16 protein-coding genes are annotated in these 21992 nt (G+C 66.4%); 13 read left to right on the top strand and 3 right to left on the bottom strand.

What is annotated here, in order from left to right; translation table 11 throughout:
- The first annotated feature begins 77 nt into the window (after positions 1–77).
- The 5 genes from VB739_RS07620 (at position 78) to VB739_RS07600 (ending at position 7485) form a co-directional block, all read left to right on the top strand.
- Positions 78–2360, top strand: coding sequence for a nitrate reductase (locus VB739_RS07620; RefSeq protein WP_323356499.1), 2283 nt, complete (start codon positions 78–80; stop codon positions 2358–2360).
- Positions 2361–2653: 293 nt separating this feature from the next.
- Positions 2654–2863: a hypothetical protein gene (locus tag VB739_RS07615; RefSeq protein ID WP_323356498.1), complete on the top strand. Its 210-nt coding sequence runs from the start codon at positions 2654–2656 to the stop codon at positions 2861–2863.
- A 427-nt stretch (positions 2864–3290) separates the two neighbouring features.
- On the top strand, positions 3291–3860 hold the full coding sequence (locus VB739_RS07610) for a histidine phosphatase family protein (protein WP_323356497.1): 570 nt from the start codon (positions 3291–3293) through the stop codon (positions 3858–3860).
- A gap of 110 nt (positions 3861–3970) precedes the next feature.
- On the top strand, positions 3971–6400 hold the full coding sequence (locus VB739_RS07605; protein ID WP_323356496.1) for a phosphoketolase family protein: 2430 nt from the start codon (positions 3971–3973) through the stop codon (positions 6398–6400).
- The gene (locus tag VB739_RS07600) at positions 6400–7485 is read left to right on the top strand and encodes an acetate kinase (RefSeq protein WP_323356495.1); all 1086 of its coding nucleotides are present in this window, start codon (positions 6400–6402) and stop codon (positions 7483–7485) included. Before VB739_RS07605 ends, VB739_RS07600 begins: the two co-directional genes overlap by 1 nt.
- Before the next feature lie 4 nt (positions 7486–7489).
- Here VB739_RS07600 and VB739_RS07595 read toward each other — a convergent pair whose 3' ends face one another.
- Positions 7490–8233 (bottom strand): succinate dehydrogenase/fumarate reductase iron-sulfur subunit, encoded by a 744-nt coding sequence (locus VB739_RS07595; RefSeq protein ID WP_323356493.1) that lies wholly within the window; start codon positions 8231–8233, stop codon positions 7490–7492.
- 435 nt (positions 8234–8668) lie between these two features.
- On the opposite strand from VB739_RS07595, the gene VB739_RS07590 reads away from it, so the two are divergent.
- Positions 8669–10195, top strand: a complete 1527-nt coding sequence (locus VB739_RS07590; RefSeq protein ID WP_323356492.1) for a bifunctional diguanylate cyclase/phosphodiesterase — start codon at positions 8669–8671, stop codon at positions 10193–10195.
- On the opposite strand, the gene VB739_RS07585 is transcribed toward VB739_RS07590, so the two are convergent.
- On the bottom strand, positions 10167–12089 hold the full coding sequence (locus tag VB739_RS07585; protein ID WP_323356491.1) for a fumarate reductase/succinate dehydrogenase flavoprotein subunit: 1923 nt from the start codon (positions 12087–12089) through the stop codon (positions 10167–10169). The two genes, VB739_RS07590 and VB739_RS07585, sit on opposite strands and share 29 nt — an antisense overlap.
- Positions 12086–12733 (bottom strand): succinate dehydrogenase, encoded by a 648-nt coding sequence (locus VB739_RS07580; RefSeq protein WP_323356490.1) that lies wholly within the window; start codon positions 12731–12733, stop codon positions 12086–12088. The genes VB739_RS07585 and VB739_RS07580 overlap by 4 nt, the downstream gene beginning before the upstream one ends.
- A gap of 84 nt (positions 12734–12817) precedes the next feature.
- Here VB739_RS07580 and VB739_RS07575 point away from each other — a divergent pair, with 84 nt between their 5' ends.
- From VB739_RS07575 to VB739_RS07545, 7 genes are all read left to right on the top strand, one after another.
- On the top strand, positions 12818–13888 hold the full coding sequence (locus VB739_RS07575) for a glycosyltransferase family 2 protein (protein WP_323356489.1): 1071 nt from the start codon (positions 12818–12820) through the stop codon (positions 13886–13888).
- Positions 13861–15159 carry a glycosyltransferase family 4 protein gene (locus VB739_RS07570; RefSeq protein ID WP_323356488.1) on the top strand — a complete coding sequence of 433 codons (1299 nt, stop codon included), beginning with the start codon at positions 13861–13863 and terminating at the stop codon, positions 15157–15159. Before VB739_RS07575 ends, VB739_RS07570 begins: the two co-directional genes overlap by 28 nt.
- Positions 15160–15224: 65 nt before the next feature.
- Positions 15225–16472 (top strand): MFS transporter, encoded by a 1248-nt coding sequence (locus VB739_RS07565; protein WP_323356487.1) that lies wholly within the window; start codon positions 15225–15227, stop codon positions 16470–16472.
- Between the two features lie 55 nt (positions 16473–16527).
- The gene (gene ppk1 / locus VB739_RS07560; protein WP_323356486.1) at positions 16528–18669 is read left to right on the top strand and encodes a polyphosphate kinase 1; all 2142 of its coding nucleotides are present in this window, start codon (positions 16528–16530) and stop codon (positions 18667–18669) included.
- A 117-nt stretch (positions 18670–18786) separates the two neighbouring features.
- Positions 18787–19794, top strand: coding sequence for a sigma-70 family RNA polymerase sigma factor (locus VB739_RS07555; RefSeq protein ID WP_323356485.1), 1008 nt, complete (start codon positions 18787–18789; stop codon positions 19792–19794).
- Between the two features lie 20 nt (positions 19795–19814).
- Positions 19815–20492 (top strand): dolichol kinase, encoded by a 678-nt coding sequence (locus VB739_RS07550; protein WP_323356484.1) that lies wholly within the window; start codon positions 19815–19817, stop codon positions 20490–20492.
- Positions 20492–21955, top strand: coding sequence for a mechanosensitive ion channel family protein (locus VB739_RS07545; RefSeq protein WP_323356483.1), 1464 nt, complete (start codon positions 20492–20494; stop codon positions 21953–21955). The genes VB739_RS07550 and VB739_RS07545 overlap by 1 nt, the downstream gene beginning before the upstream one ends.
- The last annotated feature ends 37 nt before the right edge of the window (positions 21956–21992 follow it).

Genomic DNA, 21992 nt, shown 5'->3' with positions numbered 1-21992 from the left:
AACACCGTTCAGGCCGTTCCGGAACGCCATGCCCACCCAATCCACACGCAAGTCCCTGTTGACGGTCACCTGCCGCGATGGCTGAGCCAACTGACGCCAGAACCCTCTCCCAGTGCCCCTACTGCGGCGTGGGCTGCGGCCTCGAGATGCTTCCACCCGCCGTGGCGGGACAGAGCGTGCGCCGTGATGCCGAGGGAACGCCGATGTGGACGGCCCGCGGCAGCCGCAGCCATCCCTCCAGCCTGGGGCAGGTGTGCATCAAGGGGGCCACGGTGGGGGAAACCCTCTCCCGGGGCCGCCTCAGCCAGCCCCTGTATCGCTCCAGCCTGGAGGAGGACTTCCAGCCGATCCCCTGGGAGGCGGCCTTCGATCTCCTGGTGGATCGGCTTCGCACCATCCTGGACACCAGGGGGGCCGGGGCCATCGCCATGTACGGCTCCGGACAATTCCACACCGAGGACTACTACCTCGCCCAGAAACTGTTCAAGGGGGCCCTGGGAACCAACAACTTCGATGCCAACTCACGCCTGTGCATGAGCTCGGCCGTGGCCGGCTACACCCGCAGCCTCGGCTCTGATGGGCCACCCTGTTGCTACGAGGACCTCGACCACTGCAGCGTCGCGTTCCTGATCGGCACCAACACCGCCGACTGCCATCCGGTGCTCTTCCAGAGGCTGCTGAAGCGCAAGAAACGCCAGCCCCGCAGCGTCACGATCGTCGTGGTGGATCCGCGGGCCACCGACACGAGCAAAGCCGCCGATCTCCACCTCGCCATCGCGCCCGGGACCGATCTGGCCCTGCTGCATGGCATCGCCCACCTGGTGCTGCGGCAGGGGGGCTTCGACAGCGACTTCATCGAAGAAGCCACGGACGACTTTGCCGCCTATGGCCAGCTGGTGGCGGAGTGGACACCCGAGCGGGTGGCAGGCGTCTGCGGCATCCCCGAGAAGCAGCTGCGGGCCGTGGCAAGGCTCTGGGGATCGCAGAAAGGCATCCTCAGCCTCTGGTCGATGGGGGTGAACCAGCGCCGCGAGGGCACTGCCGTGGTGGGGGGACTGATCAACCTCCACCTGCTCACCGGCGAGATCGGCCGTCCCGGGGCCGGGCCCTTCTCCCTCACCGGTCAACCCAATGCCATGGGCGGCCGCGAAGCCGGGGGGCTGGCCCACCTGCTGCCGGGCTACAGGCTGGTGGCCAATGGCGAGCACCGGGCGGTGGTGGAGCAGGCATGGGGCTTCGCGCCGGGGTCGATCGCTCCCGAGCCCGGCCTCACCGCCTGGCAGCAGGTGGAAGCCATCGAGGCCGGCGCCCTCGATCTCTGGTGGGTGGCGGCCACCAATCCGCTGGTCAGCCTGCCGAATCTGGAGCGCGTGAAGGCGGCCATGGCCCGCTGCCCCCTGGTGGTGCTGAGTGAGGCCTATGCCGCCACGGAGACGGCCCACTACGCCCATCTGCTGCTGCCGGCCTCCCAGTGGAGCGAAAAGGCCGGCGCCATGACCAACTCCGAGCGGCGGGTCACCTACTGCCCGGCCTTCCGTCCGCGCCATGGCCAGAGCCGGCCCGACTGGGAGGTGTTCGCTGAACTGGGTCGTCGACTCGGATTCACGGAGCAGTTCCGCTACGGCTCATCCGCGGAGGTCTATGCCGAGTTCGCCGCCCTCACCGCCGGTCGGGTGTGCGATGTCTCCGGCCTGAGCCATGCGCTGCTGCAGCGGGAGGGGCCACAGCAGTGGCCCTTCCCTTCCGGTAGCCAGCCCAGCTCCGCTTCCCGGAGGCTCTACGGCGACCTCTGCTTTCCGACTCCTTCGGGGAGGGCCCGCTTCGTGGCGGAGCAACCGCTGGGCCTGGCGGAACCGGCCTGTGAGGCCTATCCGCTGGTGCTCACCGTGGGGCGCTACCTGGGCCAGTGGCACACCATGACCCGCACCGCCAAGGCGGAGCGGCTGCAGGCCATGCATCCGGAACCACTGCTGGAGATTCATCCACAGGATGCGCAGCGCTTCGGCATCGACGATGGTGACCTGGCGTCCATCACCTCCCGTCGCAGCCGGATCACCGCCAAGGTCCAGGTGACGGATCGGATCCGCCCCGGCTCGGTGTTTCTGCCCATGCACTGGGGCTTCAGCCAGGAGCTGGCCTGTGAAGCCAATGCCCTGATGCACGAGCAGGCCTGCCCCATCTCCGGCCAGCCGGAACTCAAGGCCACCGCGGTCTGCGTGGCTCCTGCCGCCGCCGTGCACCGACCCCGGGAACAGCCTCTGGGAAGCGATCCCGCCAGCCATGCGGGGGATGCCACAAGGTCATCAGGGCATCGGTCCAGTCGAGACGATCAGGGAGGCCCGAGCCGTGCGACCTGTTGAGAAGTATCAAGAACTACAGAAAGTCGTGAGGTCCGGACGGGGCCCACGAGAGTTGCAATCGGTGTCGTCCGCTGCGGATACTTTCCCCTGCATCCCTGCAGGATGAATCAATCACTGAGTTGTTCCAGTGCATCTCGCGATTTCACTGGGCCTGCTCCTGGGTATCGGTCATGGCTGGCTGGCCTCTGAGCAACGACTGCGGTCCACCGTCTCCACCCCTCTGAGCTGGCTTCAACCCGTCAGCCACGGCGAGGCGCTTTCCCCATACTGATGGGGTGCTGCCAGGCTCCCCGATGACCCAGATCAGGACCTCCAACCGCGCCGGGGCCACCCCCCTTGGGGTTGCCGCCGGATTTCTTGGTGCCTTTGTGGTGGCCTCCCTTGCCGTTCAGTTGATCCGTGGGGCCCAGCCTGCTGCCGGCACCGCCATGCAGGCCCCTGCCAGACCAGCCCCCGTTGTGGCCCATCAGGCCGCCCTCTGGGACACGCTGGGCAAGCCCTGACGCGCTCACCTCGTGGGGGAAAAAGCCCCTTGCCGGGCCGCGTACGGGAGATGGGGACAGGACCGCGGATGGACAACAAGCTCAGGCGGTCTTCTGAGCAACGCCCCTGGACCAGCCTCGGCGGCTGGCCACCACCTTCACCGACCTGACCGCGTCCAAGGCAGTGACCTTCTGGGGTCGGATCCTTCCCCGGAGATCGGTCGTAGGGAGGACCACATGGAACGGCGAGCATCCTCGTTCTCACATCCCCAGGAGCAAGAATGACCTTCCGGCAAAAGGGGCATCCCGACGATCCCCCGGTCGGGACGCCATCAATCCCTACCCCAGCTGTCATGCCGTGCCATGGAACGACCAAGCGAGCACACTTCGCCCCATGGAAGGCAAGACAGTGACAACACACCAACACGACCCAGCCCCCGGCGCCGAGGTGGTCCTGATTCGCCATGGAGAAACGGCATGGAGCCTCTCGGGCCAGCACACCGGCAGCACCGACATCCCCCTCACCGAGCGGGGGGAGGCGGCCGCCCGCGGGCTGGCCCCGCTCCTGGCGGCGGGCCCGTTCTCCCTGGTGCTGTCCAGTCCGCTGCAGCGGGCGCGGCGCACCTGCGAACTGGCGGGCCTGGCTGGGGAGGCCCGCCTTGAGCCCGACCTGGTCGAGTGGGACTACGGGGCCTACGAGGGTCTGACGAGCAAGGAGATCCAGCGGGATCGGCCAGGCTGGATGGTGTTCCGTGATGGCTGTCCCGACGGGGAGAGTCCCGCCCAGGTGGGGGAACGGGTCGATCGGGTGATCCGGCGCCTGCAGGAGGGTGGCGGCCGGGTGGCCCTGTTCGCCCACGGGCATCTGCTGCGGGTGTTCGTGGCGCGCTGGATCGGGCTGACGCCCAGCCACGGCGCCCATTTCCTGCTCGACACCGCCACCCTCACGATTCTGTCCAACTACCGCGGCCTGCCGGCGGTGCAGTGCTGGAACGCTCCCCTGGCTCCGGGCCCCTGAGGGCGGTCCATGTCGGATTGCTGACCCCCCCAAAGGAGAGCGGTTGATTTATCAGCTTTTTCACGCAGGCAGGCGAAAGTTGAGGTCAATGCCCCCTGCATGTGACGGCCATGACCATCTCGACGATGGCCCCCTTCGAGGCCCAGGCCATGACGCCGGAACTGGAGCAGGAGCTGTCCCTGATCGATGCCTGGTGGCGCGCCGCCAACTATCTGGCCGTCGGGATGATCTATCTGCGGGACAACCCGTTATTGGCCCAACCGCTGCGCCATGAGCACGTCAAGGCACGGCTGCTGGGGCACTGGGGCTCCTCCCCCGGCCAGGCCTTCCTCTGGGCCCATGCCAACCGGGTGATCCGCCGCCACGACCTCGACATGATCTACCTGTCGGGGCCGGGTCACGGCGCCCCCGGGGTGCTCGGCCCCACCTACCTCGACGGCAGCTACAGCGAGGTGTATCCCGACAAGAGCCAGGACGCCGAAGGGATGCGGCGCTTCCTCAAACAATTCTCCTTCCCCGGGCACATCGGCAGCCACTGCACCCCCGAAACCCCCGGTTCGATCCACGAAGGTGGTGAGCTCGGTTACGTGCTGTCCCATGCCTGCGGAGCGGTGTTCGACAACCCCGATCTGATCGCTCTGGCCTGCGTGGGTGATGGCGAGGCCGAGACCGGGCCCCTGGCCACCTCCTGGCACATCAACAAGTTCCTCAACCCGATCAGCGACGGGGCGGTGCTGCCGGTGCTGCACCTCAACGGCTACAAGATCGCCAACCCCACCCTGCTGGCCCGCATCCCCCACGAGGAACTGGCCAGCCTGATGCGCGGCTACGGCTGGGAGCCGATCTTCGTCGAAGGCCACGAGCCGATGGCCATGCACCGGGCCATGGCCGCCGCCATGGATCGGGCCATCGGCCGCATCCTGCAGATCCGTGCCGAGGCTCGCGCCAGCGGCGAGGCCGTCCGTCCCGCCTGGCCGATGATCGTGCTGCGCTCGCCCAAGGGCTGGACCGGACCGGCCTCCCTGCACGGCAAGAAGCTGGAAGGCTTCTGGCGCTCCCACCAGGTGCCCCTGGCCGCCCCGAACACCGATCCCGAGGAACTGCAGCTGCTGGAGGAGTGGCTCAGGAGCTACCGGCCCGAGGAGCTGTTCGATGCCAATGGCACCCTGCAGCCGGAACTGCAGGCGCTCTCCCCGCAGGGACTGCGGCGGATGGGCTCCAACCCCCATGCCAACGGCGGCCTGCTGCGCCACAAGCTTCGGTTCCCCCCGCTGGAGGACTATGCCGTGCCCGTGGTGTCCCCCGGCACGACGCAAGTGGAAAACACCTATCCGTTAGGGGAACTGCTTCGCGACATCATCCGCCTGAATCCCGATTCGATGCGGGTGTTCGGCCCTGATGAAACCGCCTCGAATCGGCTGCAGGCGATCTATGAGTTCAGCAAGAAGGTGTGGATGGAGGAATTCCTGCCGGAAGACCTCAATGGCAGTGAATTGGCCCGCAACGGACGGGTCGTGGAGATGCTCAGCGAGCACACCCTGGTGGGAATGATGGAGGGCTACCTGCTCACTGGGCGCAACGGGTTCTTCCACACCTACGAGGCCTTCGCCCATGTGATCGCCTCGATGTTCAACCAGCACGCCAAGTGGCTGGAATCCTGCCTGCTGCATGCCCCCTGGCGGGCCCCGATCGGCCCCTGGAACTGTCTGATCTCCTCCACGGTGTGGCGCCAGGACCACAACGGTTTCACGCACCAGGATCCCGGCTTCATCGACCTGGCCGGCAACAAGAGCGGCGACGTGGTGCGGGTGTACCTCCCGGCTGACGCGAACTGTCTCCTGGCGGTGGCGGAGGAGGCCCTGGTGGAAACCAACGTCTGCAACATCATCGTTTCCGACAAACAAAAGCACCTTCAGTACTTCAACCTGGAGCAGGCCAGGCGCCATGTGGCCAAGGGGATCAGCATCGTCGGCTGGGCCAGCAATGACGACTGCGGCACCCAACCGGACAACCCGGATGTGGTGATGGCCTGCGCCGGCGACATCCCCACCAAGGAGACGCTGGCGGCGGTGGAGATTCTGCACCGCGAGATCCCGAGTCTGCGGATCCGTGTGATCAACGTGGTCAAGCTGTTCGCCCTCACCGAACCGAACGAACATCCCCACGGTCTCAGCGACAGGGATTTCGACACTCTGTTCACCACCGACCGGCCGGTGATCTTCAACTTCCATGGTTACCCCTGGCTGATCCACCGCCTCACCTACCGACGCACCAACCACGCCAACATCCATGTGCGCGGCTACAAAGAGAAGGGCAACATCAACACGCCCCTGGAGCTGGCGATGAACAACCAGATCGATCGTTTCAATCTCGTGATTGATGTGGTCGACCGGGTGCCTTTCCTGCGCTCCCGCGCCGCCCATGTCAAGGAGCGCATGCAGGACACGATCCTCGCCCACCGGGCCTATGCCCACGCCCACGGCACCGATGCCCCGGAGGTGACCAACTGGCGCTGGACCCCACCCGCCGCCGCGGACTGATGACGGCAACGCCGGCCGTGGGGGAGGTGCTGGTGCTCAACGCCGGCAGCTCCAGCCTCAAGGTCTCGGTGCACGGGCGCGGCGGGAATCGCCTCTGGAGCGACCAGCGCAGCTGGAGCATCACCGCCACCGAAGACACCGAGGCGGTGCTGGACGCCTGGCTGCCAGAAGCCCTGGCGGCCTGGGGGGATGGGCTGATCCGCGCGGGCCATCGGGTGGTCCATGGTGGTGAGCGCTTCACCGCCCCCGTCCGGCTGGATGAGGAGGTGCTGGAGGTGCTGGAAGGACTGGTGCCCCTGGCTCCATTGCACAACGGACCGGCGCTGCGGGTGATGCGCTGGCTGAGAGGCTGGAAGCCCGCGATCGAGCAGTGGGCCTACTTCGACACGGCCTTCCACAGCACCCTGCCGCCGGAGGCCCGCACCTACGCACTCCCGGCCCGCTGGCGCGCCGAGGGCCTGCGCCGCTTCGGCTTCCACGGCCTCAACCATCAGCACGTGGCCGAAAGCGTGGCCCGCCGCGCTGAAACCGAGGGCCGTCCCGATGCCCCCGGCGGCGAAGCCCTGCGGCTGATCAGCTGCCACCTCGGCGCCGGCTGCTCCCTCTGCGCCATCCGGGGCGGGCGCAGCATCGCCACCACGATGGGCTACACCCCAATGGAGGGCCTGGTGATGGCCACCCGCAGCGGTTCGGTGGATCCGGGGCTGTTGCTGCACCAGATGCGCCGGGGGGCTGCGGTGGAGGAACTCGCCCACGACCTGCAGCAGGAGAGCGGCCTGCTGGGCCTCTCGGAATTGAGTCCGAGCATGAAGGACCTGCGCCTGGCCGCGGTCGACGGCCATGGCGGGGCCCAGCTCGCCATCGCGGTGTTCCGCCACCAGCTGCTGCAGGGGATCGGGGCGATGGCCGCCAGCCTGGGGGGGGTCGATGTGGTGGCACTCACCGGCGGCATCGGCGAAAACGATGGAGCGCTGAAGCAGGAGCTGGAGCAGGCGCTCACCTGGCTGGGGCCCTTCGAGCTGCTGCAGGTCCCCGCCGATGAGGAGGGGGTGATCGCCCGCCACTGCGCTGCGGCGGACGCCTGACGCTTCAGGTCCGCCGCCAGGATTCGCGGTGCATCCAGCTGATCCAGTCGGCGGAGATCTGTTTGGGGCAGGTGGCCTCGCATTCCAGGTGGCTGCTGCAGCTGCCGAAGCCTTCGCTGACCATCTGCGCCTGCATCACCCGGGCCCGGTGCTGCCGCTCCGGCTGGCCCTGGGGCAACTGGCCCAGGTGCGCCAGCTTGGCCGCCACGAACAGGCTGGCGGAGGCGTTGCGGCAGCTGGCCACGCAGGCGCCGCAGCCGATGCAGGACGCCGTGTCAAAGGCCTGGGCCGCCTGCTCGCGGCCGATCAGCAGGGCATTCGCTTCCGGCGCACTGCCGGTGTTGATCGAGCAATAGCCGCCGGCGGCGATGATCCGGTCGAAGGCGGAGCGGTCGACGGCCAGATCCTGCAGGACAGGAAAGGCCCGGGCGCGGAAGGGTTCCAGGGTCAGCACCTCGCCGTCACGGAACTGGCGCAGATAGAGCTGGCAGACGCTGGTGGCCCGCTGGGGCCCCTGGGCCTGACCATTGACAAGAAACCCACAGGACCCGCAGATGCCCTCACGGCAGTCGTGCTCAAACCCCACAGGACGCACTCCGGCGGCAATCAGCCGTTCGTTGAGCAGGTCAAGGGCCTCCAGCAGGGAGAGATCGGTGGAGACCGCGTCCAGCCGATGGACCTCAAAAGCCCCGCCGTCCTGGGAGCCGGCCTGACGCCAGATCCTCAGGGTGAGCGAAACGGTGGTCATCGGTACGGCTTTGGCATGGGTGTCACCGTTGACGGGACCCGGACGTTGCCAGGCGCGATCAAGGATTCTGCCGATCCCAGGGTACGGATGTTGTCGATCCGCGTCATCCAAGCCCTCTTGCGAGGGAAAAGATGCAAGACTCAGTAAATTTTCAGTATTGCTTAGCCAACCCATGCCCCTTCAGGTCCCTGCCGCCGCGTGAACGACCAACGCAAGCTGGTGGTGGAACTGCGCCGGTCGATGGGGCGGCTGGAGGCGGCTCTGGGCACCATCAGCGATGCCCTGGCGATCACCTGCTGCGAGGGACGGGTGCTCTGGTGCAACGCCAGCTACGCCCAGCTGGTGGAGCGGACTCCTCCGGCGCTTCTGGGGGAATCGATCTACAACCAACTCCCGCGCGACTGCGACGGCGCCCCCCTGCTGAACCCGGGGCAGGTGCTGGCCGGCGGCGATCAGGGGGGGCAATTCACCAAGGTGTTGCATCACAGCGAGCTGCGCGCGATCGAAATTGAGTGGAAGCCCATCCACAGCGAGCGGCGGCGGCCCCTGATCTTCTGTTTAAGGGACGTCAGTGCCCTGCTCTCCTATGAGCAGCTGCGGGTGGAGGTCGACCGTATCGAGCGGCGGCGCCAGCAGACTGAGAATCTGAACCGGGCCCTGGAGCTGGAACGCCTGGCCCTGGCCACCAAGGTGATGGAGTGCCCGGTCACGGGCCTGCCCAACCGCCGCGGCCTCCACGTCAGCATTCGTGCCGCCCTCAAGACCCAGCGGGAGAATGGCGGCCGGATCAGCATCCTTTTCTGCGATCTCAACGCGTTCAAAGAGATCAATGACCTTCATGGACATCAAATCGGCGACGACCTGCTGATCGAGATCGGCCGCCGTCTACAGCGATCCTTGCGTTTCGGAGATATCCTGTCCCGCCTCGGTGGCGACGAATTTGTGGTGCTCACAATGGGCATTTTCGACGAGGGCGATGCTCTCCAATTAGCCATGCGTCTCAATGACGCCGTCAGCCAGACATGGTCGGTAGAAGATCATACGATCCGCCCATCAATGAGCATCGGAATCACGATCTCAGACGACCCGGACATCTCCGTCGATGAGTTGATCCGGCGGGCAGATCTTGCCATGTACGAGGCCAAGACCAACAGCGATCAGCATATCTCCTTCTACCATTCATCCATCGACAAGAAGGTGAGGAAAAACATCCATCTGCGACATCAACTCGAAGGAGCTCTCCAGCACAAGTCCATGTTTCTGGCTTATCAGCCGATCGTGGAGCTGGATGATCGGATGGTCGTGGGCATGGAAGCGTTACTACGCCTTGGGGCCATCGCTGCGCCGATTGCCACCCCGTCGGAATTCATCCCCCTGGCCGAACGCACGGCCCTGATCCTGCCGATTGGCCGCTGGGTGATCACTCAGGCCCTCGAGCAGCTATGTCAACTCCGCTCCCAGGGTTCGGACGTCACCATGGCGATCAACGTGAGTCCCTTGCAGCTGAAGGAAACTGGCCTCAGCGACTTCTTCCTCAGCCAGGCGGAACGTTCCGGAGTGGATCCCTCCTGGACGGTGATCGAGGTGACCGAAAGCATCCTGATCGAACATCCCGACCTGGCCACATCCGAACTGCGCCGATTACGAGAGGCCGGCGTCAAGGTGCATCTCGATGATTTCGGCACAGGCTACTCCAGTATGTCGTGGTTGGCACGATTGCCGATCGACACGATCAAAGTGGACCGTAGTTTCATCTCCGATTTTCTCCATGATCACCGCAAGGCCGTGGTGCTCGAAGCGATGATTCGCCTCTCCCGCGACCTGGGTCTGGGCCTGATCGCCGAAGGCATCGAGACCGTCGAGCAACATGCCGGCCTGCTCGCCATGGGTTGCGTCCGGGGTCAGGGCTATCTCTTCGGCCGTCCCGAACCTCTCACCCATAGCTGCGCGGTCCCGGCGTGATGGATCGGAAGACGAGTGGCTCGCGATGGCGGACGGGAGTGGCTCCGGGCCGGTGCTCCCAGGCGGCGATGTGGGCGAAGTGTTCGTCATCGCGCTGGGCTTCCCCAGCCGGGGTCTGATGGTCCTCGCGGAAATGGGCTCCGCAGGACTCCTCCCGGGCCAAGGCATCCCTGAGCATCAGATCCGCCAGTCCGAAGAAATCCTCCAGCCGCAGGGCCTTGGTCAGCTCACCATCGAGAAGGCCATCCTCCTGGGGAATGCAGACCTCCTGCAGAAATTCCAGCCGTAGTGCTTCCAGTTCACCGAGCGCCGATGTGAGCCGATCCGGTCGGCGGCTGATGCCGCAGGCGTCGATCATCAGGTGGCCGAGGCCCCTGTGGAAGACATCGACGGGTTGGCAGCCGCCCGTGCGGCGCAGCGCTTCGATGCGTGCCTCCACCGAAGCCAGCGCCTCGCGGCAGGCCGGGTGGTCGGCCGGCAACGCTCCCGCAGCCTGGCCCGCCAGCCAGCCCGTCACCGTTGCCGGAGCGATGAAGTAGCCATCAGCAAGCGCCTGCATCAAGGCGCTGGCCCCCAGCCGGTTGGCGCCGTGCTCGGAGAAGTTGGCCTCCCCGAGCACGAACAGACCTGGCACGGTGCTCATCAGGTGGTAGTCGACCCACAGTCCGCCCATCGTGTAGTGCGGTGCGGGATAGATCCGCATCGGCGTGGTTCTGGGATCGTCACCGGTGATGCGCTCGTACATCTGCAGCAGGTTTCCGTAGCGGGCCTCAATCGCCGCCGTGCCGTCCCGGGTGATGGCCTCGGCCAGGTCGAGATACACCGAACGCCCCCCGGGCCCGACACCCCGGCCCTCCAGGCAGAGCTCCCGGGCTCGCCGAGACGCAAGATCCCGCGGCACCAGGTTGCCGTAGCTGGGGTATTGCCGCTCCAGGAAATAATCCCGCTCCGCTTCCGGGATCGCCGCCGGCGGCCGGTCGTCGCCCGTCCGCAGCGGTAGCCAGATCCGCCCGTCGTTGCGCAGGCTTTCGCTCATCAAGGTGAGCTTGCTCTGGTGGACATCGCCGCTGGGGATGCAGGTGGGGTGGATCTGGGTGAAGCAGGGGTTGGCGAAACAGGCACCGCGCCGGTGGGCCTGCCAGATCGCCGTGGCATTCGACTTCAGGGCATTGGTGGAGAGGTAGAAGACGTTCGAATAGCCACCGGTGGCCAGCAGCACGGCATCGGCACTGAGCACCTCCAGGGCGCCGCTGATCTGGTGCCGGCAGACCACCCCCCTGGCCACACCCTCGTGGACGATCAGATCCAGCATGTCGCGGCGGCAGAGCAGCTCCACCCGCCCAGCCGCAACCTGCCGCAACATCGCCTGATAGGCGCCATAGAGCAGCTGCTGCCCCGTCTGGCCCCGGGCGTAGAAGGTGCGACTCACCAGGGCCCCGCCGAAACTGCGATTGGCCAGGGTGCCGCCGTACTCCCGCGCGAAGGGCACCCCCTGGGCCACGCACTGGTCGATGATCGCGCCGCTGATTTCGGCCAGCCGATGGCAGCCTGCTTCCCGGGCGCGGAAATCGCCGCCCTTCACCGTGTCGCGGAACAGGCGCTCGATGCTGTCGCCGTCATTGGCGTAATTGCGGGCCGCGTTGATGCCCCCCTGGGCCGCCACCGAGTGGGCCCGGCGCGGGCTGTCGTGGTAAGTGAGCACCTGAACCCGGTAGCCCTGTTCGGCCAGGCTGGCGGCCGCCGCCGCCCCGGCCAGGCCGCTGCCCACCACCAGGATCCGCAGCCCCTGCTTGCGGTTGGGGCTGATCAGCGGCAGGCTTTCGCGGCAACGCTGCCAGGCGGTGGCCACGGGGCCCTCGGGCAGGCGCGGATCCAGCGACGGCCTGGGGCTCATCGGCCTGCCAGCAGCGGGACGGCGGGCCGCAGCACCAGGGCGAGCGGAAGCAGCGCGAAGCCCGCCCCCAGGAGCAGGGCCAGCCCCCGCCCACCCAGGCGCAGGGCCACCGCATTGGCGGGGTCCAGCAACCCCAGCCGGCGCACCGCGCTTTCGGCGCCATGCAGCAGGTGCAGACCCGCCGCGGCCCCGGCAGCCACATAGAGCACCAGGCACCAGGGCGACTGCAACACGGCCAGGACCGCAGCGAGTTCAGCACCGTCCACCGGCCGGTGCCAGCGCAGCTGAGCCAGGTGGACGGCAAGGAATAACAGCAACAGTGATCCACTCCAGGGGATCAGCCGAGCCGCCAGGGCCGCCAGTGGCTCCCATGGCCCCTGGCGGCGGCTGCGCAGGGGGCCGGGGTCCGGGCCCCTGGCCTGGCGATTGGCGCGGGCCCGCTGCAGGGAGAGCAGCGGGTGGGCCAGGGCGGCCGCGAGCAGGGCGACCTCGAGCCAGGGGAGCCAGGCCTGCTGGTGCAGGGTGGTGGCGAAGCGTTCAAAGCCCATCGGGTCCAGCAGAGCCATCCCCACCCCACCCAGGTGGACGGCCAGGAACAGCACCAGCCCAAGCCCGGTGACGGCGATCCAGAATCCGACGATCATTCCGCTGGTGGTGAACTCCCCTGGAGGCAAGGTGGCAGGAAGCGACAGGAGGATCGGGTGGTGGCTACTGGATGGACGGCATCCATGAAGGAGTCCGGCCAGTCCCCTCTCGTCAGCGTCATCGTACCCAACTACAACCATGCCGCCTTTCTCAGCGAACGTCTGCGATCCATCCTCAACCAGACGTTTCAGAATTTCGAGCTGATCGTTCTGGATGATGCCTCCACGGATGATTCCCTGGCAGTGATCCGGGAGCAACTGCAGGACCACCCTCACCAGATGTTCTGTAATGCGACCAACTCAGGCCAGCCCTGCTCGCAATGGCTGAGTGGGATCAAGAAGGCTTCAGGGCGCTACATCTGGATCGCGGAGTCAGATGACACCTGTTCACCGAATTTTCTTGAGCGAATGGTGGCTCATCTGGAGCAAGGCAACATGCTGGCCTACTGCCGCACCACCTCCATCGACGCCGAAGGCGCAGCACTCGCCGACCAAAGCTTCTGGCCAGACACGTTCGACCCCAAACGGTGGCAGCGCTCGTTCACGCTCAATGGGGGCGAATTGTGTCGCAGCTTCATGACCCAAGGAAACATCATCGCCAATGCCAGTTGCGTGGTCTTCCGCAATCCCGCAAGGGCAGTCCTCAACGCAGTGGGAGCTGTGACGGCGAACAGGAGACATACGGGAGACTGGCTTTTCTGGACCCACTATCTGATGAGAATGGGTGGATCGGTGAGCTTTGATGCTGAACCGCTGTCCTGCTTCCGTTGGCATGATCACACGACCCGCAGTCTCGTCAGTCGAAGCCGGGAAAAACTCCGCTTCGTCGAGTATTCCTCCACGATCACCTCGGTTCTTAGAATCACCCGGCCATGGCCATGCTGGCATTGGCATGCTGTGGCCAAGAGCGGAGGCTGGGACTGGATTTTGTACGAATATCTCTGGCGTTACCAGCCATCGTGGACCGAGAAGCTTATGTTTCCAATCATCCGTGGCCCCCTGCTCCTGGGGTTGTACGCCAGGCTCATGCGATCACCCACCCTGCGGCGTGTCTACAGGCGCTGGCCCATCCCCTTAGAGGGATTGCAGCCGGGATGTGACGACACCAATGCCAATGGGTATGGTCAGTGCAGAGAAGCACCGGATCAGCGTTGAGAGTCGCCTTCGCCCACTACAGCCAACCGAACGACATCAGCGGTGTCACCACCTGGGTACTGGGGATGGCCAAGCGATTGTCAGCAGATGGCGTCTCCGTCGCTATCCATTTCTGGATGGCACCCGATGGACAGGACCAGGAGCCAGATTTCTTTCAGGAACTACGCCATCAGGGCATCCATGTCTCCACGGCGCCGCGGAGGGCCAACCTGAAGGCAGATGTACTGGAAACTCTCGGATTCCTCAACCAATGGCAGCCAACGGTGTTCCTGCCCCAATGCATCTCGGCCCACTATGCGGCGGCGGCCCAGGGCGGATATCAGGGGCTGCCCTGGGCGCTGACCCTACATTCGGATGATCCTGCATACTGGGCAACGGCTAAGTCCTTTGGTGGGTCTCGTCATCGAAGCTCCCTGGTCTGTGTGTCCCACCACATCCGCGACGAATTCAACCGCAGGCGTATCGATCGTCCCGCCAGCGTCATTCCTTACGGTGTGACCGTGCCGGTAACGCCAACGGAGTTTCGAACGGATCCCTTCCGGGTTGTCTTCAGTGGCCGGATCTGGGAACATCAGAAACGCGCCTCTCTGGTGATTCAGGCATTGATCAAGGCCTGCAGGGCCAGGGACTCCATCCGAGCCACCCTGATCGGCGATGGCTACGCCCGGGCATCCTGTGAACGGCAGGTGGCGGAGGCCGGCCTCTGTGAGGCGATCACCTTCACCGGGCCCCTGGCGGCCGACCAAGTGCAGGCCAGGCTGCTCGAGTCCCAGGCCATCCTGCTGATGTCCGATTTCGAGGGGCTGCCCATCGCCCTGCTGGAGGCGATGGCGGCCGGGGTGGTGCCAGTGGTGCGTCGCATCCCCAGCGGCATTCCCGAGCTTGTGGATCACGAGCGCACCGGTTTGCTGGTCTCGGAGGATCCCGAAGAGGCAGCCCGAGCCCTGCTGCGGCTAGCTGACGATCCTGATCTCTGGCAGCGCTGTTCAAAGGCGGCCAGGGGTCTCGTCGCTCAGCACTACAGCGCTGATGGGAGTTACAAGCAGTGGCGCCATCTGCTGGAAGAACTGGATCGGCAGTTCGATGACGCCCCGACCAACCCCTATCCGATCAACTGCCGCAGGATCGTCAGCCTTCGACGCATCGACCGCAAACTCCATCTTCAGTACAGGACTCCCACGAAGCGGACCACCACGCTGCGGCAGTCCCTGCGCACCCGCATCGCCCAGATCAAGCATCGGATCAAGCGCCTGCTGAACCGCCATCCCTGAAGACGCCTGCCCATACGGAGATTGCCCCGCCATGGGAGGGTGCCCTGGATCCCCGGCTCACCGCCGTGCGCCTGTCGCGCCCCTCCACCCTCTTCTGCGCCTTCCTGACGCTGCTCAACGACCGGCTGGGGGAGAGCATCGTGTTCCCGCTGCTGCCGTTCCTGCTGGCGGACTTCACAACGGACGGCCGCACCCTCGGTCTGCTGGCCGGCAGCTACGCCATTGCCCAGTTCGCCTTCACCCCCCTGATCGGCGCCCTCAGTGACCGCTACGGCCGCCGGCCCGTGATCACGGCCTGCGTGGCCGGTTCGGTGCTGGGCCTGGGCCTGTTCGCCCTCACCGTGATCCTGCCCTGGGGCCGCCTCTGGCCGGAGGCCGCCGCCGCCGGTCTGCCCCTGGCCCTTCTGTTCGCCGCCCGGCTGATCGACGGGGTGAGCGGCGGCACCGCCGCCACGGCCGCCGCCGTGCTGGCGGACATCTCGACCCCGGAGCGGCGGGCCCGGGCCTTCGGCTTGATCGGCGTGGCCTTCGGGCTGGGGTTCATCCTCGGCCCGGCCCTCGGCGGCCTGCTGGGCCGCATCAACGTCAGCCTGCCACTGCTGCTCGCCGTGGGCTTCGCGCTGCTGAACCTGGTGGTGGTGGTGACCCTGCTGCCGGAAACCCATCCGCCCGAGGCCCGTCTGCCCCTGCCCAGGCACTGGGAGCTGCAGCCCTTCGGCCAGCTGCAGCGGGTGTTCGCCAATCCCCGGGTGCGGCGCCTCTGCGCCGCCTTCTTCCTCTTCTTCCTGGGATTCAGCGGTTTCACCGCCCTGCTGGTGCTCTATTTCAAGCAGGTGTTCGGCTGGGGTCCGGGCCTCTCGGCCGGCGCCTTCCTGGTGGTGGGCGTGGTGGCCACGGTGGTTCAGGGCGGACTGATCGGTCCACTGGTGCAGCGGCTGGGGGAGTGGCGTCTCACCCAGATCGGCCTGGGCTGCGTCATGGCGGGCTTCCTGCTGGTGCCCCTGGCGGAGCGACAGAACGCGGTGCCCCTGGTGTTCACGGCCGTGGCGATCCTGGCCCTGGGCACCGGTCTGGTGACCCCCAGCCTGCGCAGCCTGGTGTCACGGCGCCTCGCCGACAGCGGCCAGGGCGCCGCCCTGGGCAGCCTGCAGGGGCTGCAGAGCCTGGCCAGCTTCCTGGGGCCGCCCCTGGCGGGACTGGCCTACGAGACCATCGGCCGCCGCAGCCCCTTCTGGCTGGGGATTCTGCTGATGGCTGTCGTGGTGTGGCTTGTGGCGGCTGGATCCCAGCGTCAAGCAGAGCCGACACCCTGAGGGCGGGATCGCCATTGCTACGTTGCCTTTTTTAAAGCTCGCGGAGCCCCGCCGTATGTCGTCGCAGCCGGTCGTCGCTCCCGATCTCTATATCAACCGCGAGCTGAGTTGGATCGACTTCAACCATCGGGTGCTGTCCCTGGCCCTCGACGAGCACACACCGCTGCTGGAACAGGCCAAATTCAGCGCCATTTTCAGCAACAACCTCGATGAATTCTTCATGGTGCGGGTGGCTTCGCTGAAGTCCCAGCTGGAGGCTGGTGTCACCAGCCGCAGCGACGACGGCCTGACGCCTCAAGAACAGCTCGACGCGATCCACACCAAGCTGCGGCCCCTGCTGGAGATGCAACAGCAGCACTACCGCCACTCCCTCAAGACCCACCTGGCCGAGTACGGCGTCCAGCTGCTCGACTACCTGAGGCTCAACGAAGCCCAGAAAAGCTGGGCCGACGACTACTTCCGCAAGGCGATCTTTCCGGTGCTGACGCCCCTGGCCGTTGACCCGGCCCACCCGTTCCCGTTCCTGAGCAACCTGAGCCTCAACGTGGCGGCCCTGATCCGCGACCCGGACACCGGCCGGCAGCAGTTCGCCCGGGTCAAAGTGCCCCAGAAGATCCTGCCCCGGTTCGTGCCGATTCCCACGGAACTGAGCGGCATCGTGCCCACGCCGGGCTTCACGGCGGTGCCCCTGGAGCAACTGGTGGCCTTCAACCTGCGCTGGCTGTTCCCCGGCATGACCATCGAGGGGCACTACTTCTTCCGGATCACGCGCGACGCTGACCTGGAGCTGCGCGACCTGGAGGCCGACGACCTGATGGAGGCCCTGCAGGAGGGCCTGCGCAAGCGCCGTGTCGGCGGCGAGGTGGTGCGGGTGGAGGTGGCCGACGAGATGCCCGAGGAGGTGGTGCACCTGCTGATGGAGGGCACCGACGTGGAGCCGAAGGACATCTACCGGACCAATGGTCCCCTCGGTCTCGACGACCTGATGAGCCTGATGGCGATCCCGCTCAGCCAGCTGCGGGACGCCCCCCACAAGGGGCGCACCGCGCCATCCCTGGTGCGGGCCCAGCGCAGCCAGCTGGAGGACGGCTCGATCAAGCAGGAGGAATTCGAGAGCATCTTCTCGGTGCTGCGCCGCGGCGATGTGTTGTTGCACCACCCCTTCGACCTCTTCTCCACCTCGGTGGAGGAGTTCCTCAGCCAGGCCGCCGCCGATGCCTCGGTGCTGGCCATCAAGATGACCCTCTACCGCACCTCGAAGGACTCGCCGGTGGTGGCCTCCCTGATCCGGGCTGCCGAGAACGGCAAGCAGGTGATGGCCTTGGTGGAGCTCAAGGCCCGCTTCGACGAGGACAACAACATCCAGTGGGCCCGGCAGCTGGAGCGCTCCGGGGTGCACGTGGTGTACGGGGTGCTGGGGCTCAAGACCCACACCAAGGTGCTGCTGGTGGTGCGGCGCGAGAAGGAAGTCCTGCGCAGCTACGTGCACATCGGCACCGGCAACTACAACTCCAAGACCTCCTCGCTTTACACCGACGTCGGCCTGCTCACAGCCCGGGAGGAGTTCGGCCAGGACCTGGTGGAGCTGTTCAACTACCTCACGGGGTTCTCCAAGCAGCAGAGTTTCCGCAAGCTGCTGGTGGCGCCCGTCACCCTGCGCAAGGGGATGGAGGGGTTGATCCGCCGGGAGATCGACCATGCCAGGGAAGGTCGCGGGGGACACATCCGGGCCAAGATGAATGCTCTGGTCGATCCGGCCATCATTGCCCTGCTGTACGAGGCCTCCGCGGCGGGCGTGCGCATCGAGCTGATCATCCGCGGCATGTGCTGCCTGCGCCCGGGGGTCGAAGGGGTCAGCGAAGGCATCAGCGTGGTGAGCGTGATCGGTCGCTTCCTGGAGCATTCGCGGCTGTTCTGGTTCGCCAACGGCGGCCAGCCGGAGATCTTCTTCGGCAGCGCCGACTGGATGCCCCGCAACCTGGACCGGCGCGTCGAGGCGGTGGCGCCGATCGAGGATCCACGCCTGCAGAAACAGATCGAGGCGTTGCTTGACCTTTACCTGACCGATACCGGCGCCTGGCACATGCACAGCGATGGACACTTCTCGCAGCGTCAGCACTCCGGCGAGGCAAAACTGACGCAAATGCTGCTCATGGAGCGCTGGCGCGGCGGCCTCTCGAACGAAGCCAAAGCGTAGCCATCACGACATACGTAACATTTTTCAGGTAAACCCCATACAATCTTCCGGCTGGAACTGGTTTCATCCTTCCTGCGGTGCTACATTCCGGCCAAATTCATTCGGGAGCCTGGGGTGATGGGGACACCTCTGCATTCCGCCCTCTCTCTGCTGAAAAGCAGTGCAGATGGGGCTTCGTCCAGCAGGACGAAATCCAGCGGCGGTTCAGTCAGTTCCAAGACAACAGCCCGCCAGGGTGGTCGCCTCAGCGCGGATTCCATTGGTTGGTATCTCAGCACCATTGGCCGTGTGCCGCTTCTCACACCGGCTGAAGAAATTGAGCTGGCCCACCATGTCCAGGCCGGCAAGAAACTGCTTGCCCTCGTCGAGGGGGAGCTCACGGCACGTCAGAAGCGACAGCTGCGCATGGGCCAGCGGGCCCGCGACCGCATGATGGCCGCCAACCTCAGGTTGGTGGTGAGCGTGGCCAAGAAGTATCAGAATCAGGGCCTGGAATTGCTCGACCTGGTCCAGGAAGGGGCCATCGGCCTTGAGCGGGCCGTCGATAAATTTGACCCTGCCATGGGCTACAAGTTTTCCACCTACGCCTATTGGTGGATACGCCAGGGCATGACCCGGGCCATCGACAACAGCGCCCGCACGATTCGTCTGCCGATTCACATCAGCGAGAAGCTCTCAAAGATGCGGCGCATCACCCGCGAACTTTCCCATCGGCTGGGGCGCCAGCCCAACCGCCTCGAGTTGGCCCACGCCATGGGCATGCAGCCCGAAGAGCTCGAAGAACTGCTGACCCAGAGCGCCCCCTGCGCCTCCCTCGATGCCCATGCCCGGGGCGAGGAAGATCGCAGCACCCTGGGTGAACTGATTGCCGACCCGGCCAGCAACGAGCACTTCGATTCGATGGATCGCCTTCTTCAGAAGGAGCACCTTGGTGCCTGGCTCTCCCAGCTCAACGAGCGGGAACAGAAGATCCTCAGGCTGCGCTTCGGCCTGGAGGGCGCCGAACCCCTCACCCTCGCGGAGATCGGCCGCCAGATCAATGTCTCCCGTGAACGGGTACGGCAGCTGGAAGCCAAGGCGATCATGAAGCTGCGCTTGATGAGCAATCTCCACCAGGCCGCCTGACCCCACCTTCCCTGCTGGCGTTGGTCCTTCCGCCCCAACAGGGCGGGGTTGCCCAGCTCACCGGCGTGCTGGCGGTGGCTGGCTGGTTGGCCCTGCTCAGCGGTGCTGCCCTGCTACTGCGTCGCCGCTGGCCCGAGCAACGGGAATGGAGCCGCAAGCTGGTCCACATCGGTGCCGGGCCGGTGGTGCTGATCGCCTGGGCCTTCGGAGTGGACAAGCTGATCGCGGTGCCGGTCGCCGGCGCCATCACCCTGCTGGCCGCCCTCAATCACCGGGTGCGGGTGCTGCCGGCGATCGAGGACGTGGAACGGCGCAGCTACGGCACGATCGCCTACGGCGCCTCCATCACCCTGCTGCTGTGGCTCTGGTGGCCCGACCATCCCGCCACGGTGGCGGCCGGCATTCTGGTGATGGCGTTCGGTGACGGCCTCGCCGGTCTGCTGGGGCCCATGATTCCTTCGCCCTCCTGGACGGTGTTCGGGGAGCGGCGTTCTTTGGCGGGCACCGGCGCGATGGGCCTGGCCAGCCTCACCGTGCTGCTGGCCCTGGGCCAGCTGGGCAGCGACCCCTCGCCCGCAACGGCGGAGATTGCCCTGATCGCCCTGGTGGCCACGGGGCTGGAGCAATGGGCCCTGCTGGGGATTGATAACTTCAGCGTGCCGATGGCGGTGGCCAGTCTGTGGCGGGTGCTGAGCTGATGGGACCGATCGAGCGGATCCTGATCGGCCTGGCCCTGGTGGCGGCCTGGCTGGCCCTGCAACAGGCCACCCGCCGGTTTCGCCTACCGCCACCGCCGTGGCGGCTGCCGCTGGTGGCGGTGATCCTTTGGTGCCTGCTCAACGGCACGGCCCGACCGGCCGGGCTCCAATGGCTCGGCGCCCTGGACGAGCTGGCCACCGCCTATGCCCTGGTGGCCCTGCTGGCCTGGCTGAGCCTGGAGTGCCCTGAAGCCCTGCGATGGTGGCAGCCCACCGCCAAGATCCTGCGCGACCTGCTCACCCTGGGCCTCTCGGCCCTGGCCACCGTCGTGGTGCTGCAGAGCCAGGCCAACCTCAACCTGGTGGGGTTGGTGACCACCTCAGCGGTGCTCACCGCCGTCATCGGCCTGGCGGCCCAGGAATCGCTCAAGGATCTGTTCGCCGGGATCGAACTTCAGTTGGATCCGCCCTTCCGTGAAGGGGACTGGATCAGCGTCGGCGAGGAGAGCGGCACGGTGGAGTCCCTGCACCTGATGAGCACTCGCCTGCGCTGCAGGGATGGTTCCACCGTGAACCTGCCCAACAACACGGTGGCGGACAACCCGATGCGGCGGTTCAGCCGGCACAAGCCGGTCGGCAACCACTTCGAGATCGCCCTGGGGTACGAAATCCCGCCGGCCCGGGCCCGCCAACTGCTGGTGCGGGTGATGCAGGACAACCCCCTGGTGCTCAACGACCCTCCGCCGGAGGTGCTGATCAGCGCCTACGAGGACTCCCAGATCCGCTACGAGCTGCAGGCCGCCCAGCGGGGGCCATCCGACGGGGACCGGCTGCGGCTGCGCAGCGAGCTTCTCGAGCAGATCTGGTACGCCGTGGAGCGGCAGGGCTGGGAGTTTCCCTACCCGGTGCGGGAGCTGAAACGGCGGCAACTCCAGCGGGATCCGGCCCACCCCACCGGCGTGGATGCCTCCCTGACGGCGGAACTGCTGCGGCGCAGCTGGCTGTTCGCCCAGCTGGATCCCGAGCAGGTGGATCGGCTGGCCACATCGGTGCGCTGCCTGCGCTTCGGCTCAGGGGAAACGATCGTGGCCGAGGGCGAGGAGGGGGATGCCCTGTTCCAGGTGGTGGATGGCGAGGTGGAGGTGTTCAAGGCCGACGGCTCCCCCCTGGGGCGATCTGTGGCGGTGCTGGGCCGCGATCAGATCTTCGGCGAGATGACCGTGTGTACAGGCGAACCCCGCACGGCCACGGTGCGGTCGCGGGGGGAATGCGTGCTGCTGGAAGTGGAGCGGGAGGACTTCATGCCCCTGGTGGAGGACGATGCCGGCCTGCTGGAGGCCCTGGCGGCGATCGTGGGCCAACGGCGCTCGGAGCTGGAGAAGCTCTCCTCGCCGGATGCGGCCCGACGCCAGACCTCGATCCTGGAGCGCATGCGGCAGCTGTTCGGCATCCAGGTCGACTGAGACGGCCGCGGGCCCGGGACTGGCTGCGGCCGAGGCG

This window comes from Cyanobium gracile UHCC 0281, assembly GCF_034931305.1.
Classification (GTDB): domain Bacteria; phylum Cyanobacteriota; class Cyanobacteriia; order PCC-6307; family Cyanobiaceae; genus Cyanobium; species Cyanobium gracile_A.
This window is presented reverse-complemented; position numbering and strand designations above follow the sequence as displayed.

Coding starts and splice junctions, on each gene's coding strand:
- VB739_RS07620 (WP_323356499.1), top strand. CDS start 78: ATGGCTGAGCCAACTGACGCCAGAACCCTCTCCCAGTGCCCCTACTGC.
- VB739_RS07615 (WP_323356498.1), top strand. CDS start 2,654: ATGACCCAGATCAGGACCTCCAACCGCGCCGGGGCCACCCCCCTTGGG.
- VB739_RS07605 (WP_323356496.1), top strand. CDS start 3,971: ATGACCATCTCGACGATGGCCCCCTTCGAGGCCCAGGCCATGACGCCG.
- VB739_RS07600 (WP_323356495.1), top strand. CDS start 6,400: ATGACGGCAACGCCGGCCGTGGGGGAGGTGCTGGTGCTCAACGCCGGC.
- VB739_RS07595 (WP_323356493.1), bottom strand. CDS start 8,233: ATGACCACCGTTTCGCTCACCCTGAGGATCTGGCGTCAGGCCGGCTCC.
- VB739_RS07585 (WP_323356491.1), bottom strand. CDS start 12,089: ATGAGCCCCAGGCCGTCGCTGGATCCGCGCCTGCCCGAGGGCCCCGTG.
- VB739_RS07580 (WP_323356490.1), bottom strand. CDS start 12,733: ATGATCGTCGGATTCTGGATCGCCGTCACCGGGCTTGGGCTGGTGCTG.
- VB739_RS07575 (WP_323356489.1), top strand. CDS start 12,818: ATGAAGGAGTCCGGCCAGTCCCCTCTCGTCAGCGTCATCGTACCCAAC.
- ppk1 (WP_323356486.1), top strand. CDS start 16,528: ATGTCGTCGCAGCCGGTCGTCGCTCCCGATCTCTATATCAACCGCGAG.
- VB739_RS07555 (WP_323356485.1), top strand. CDS start 18,787: ATGGGGACACCTCTGCATTCCGCCCTCTCTCTGCTGAAAAGCAGTGCA.
- VB739_RS07545 (WP_323356483.1), top strand. CDS start 20,492: ATGGGACCGATCGAGCGGATCCTGATCGGCCTGGCCCTGGTGGCGGCC.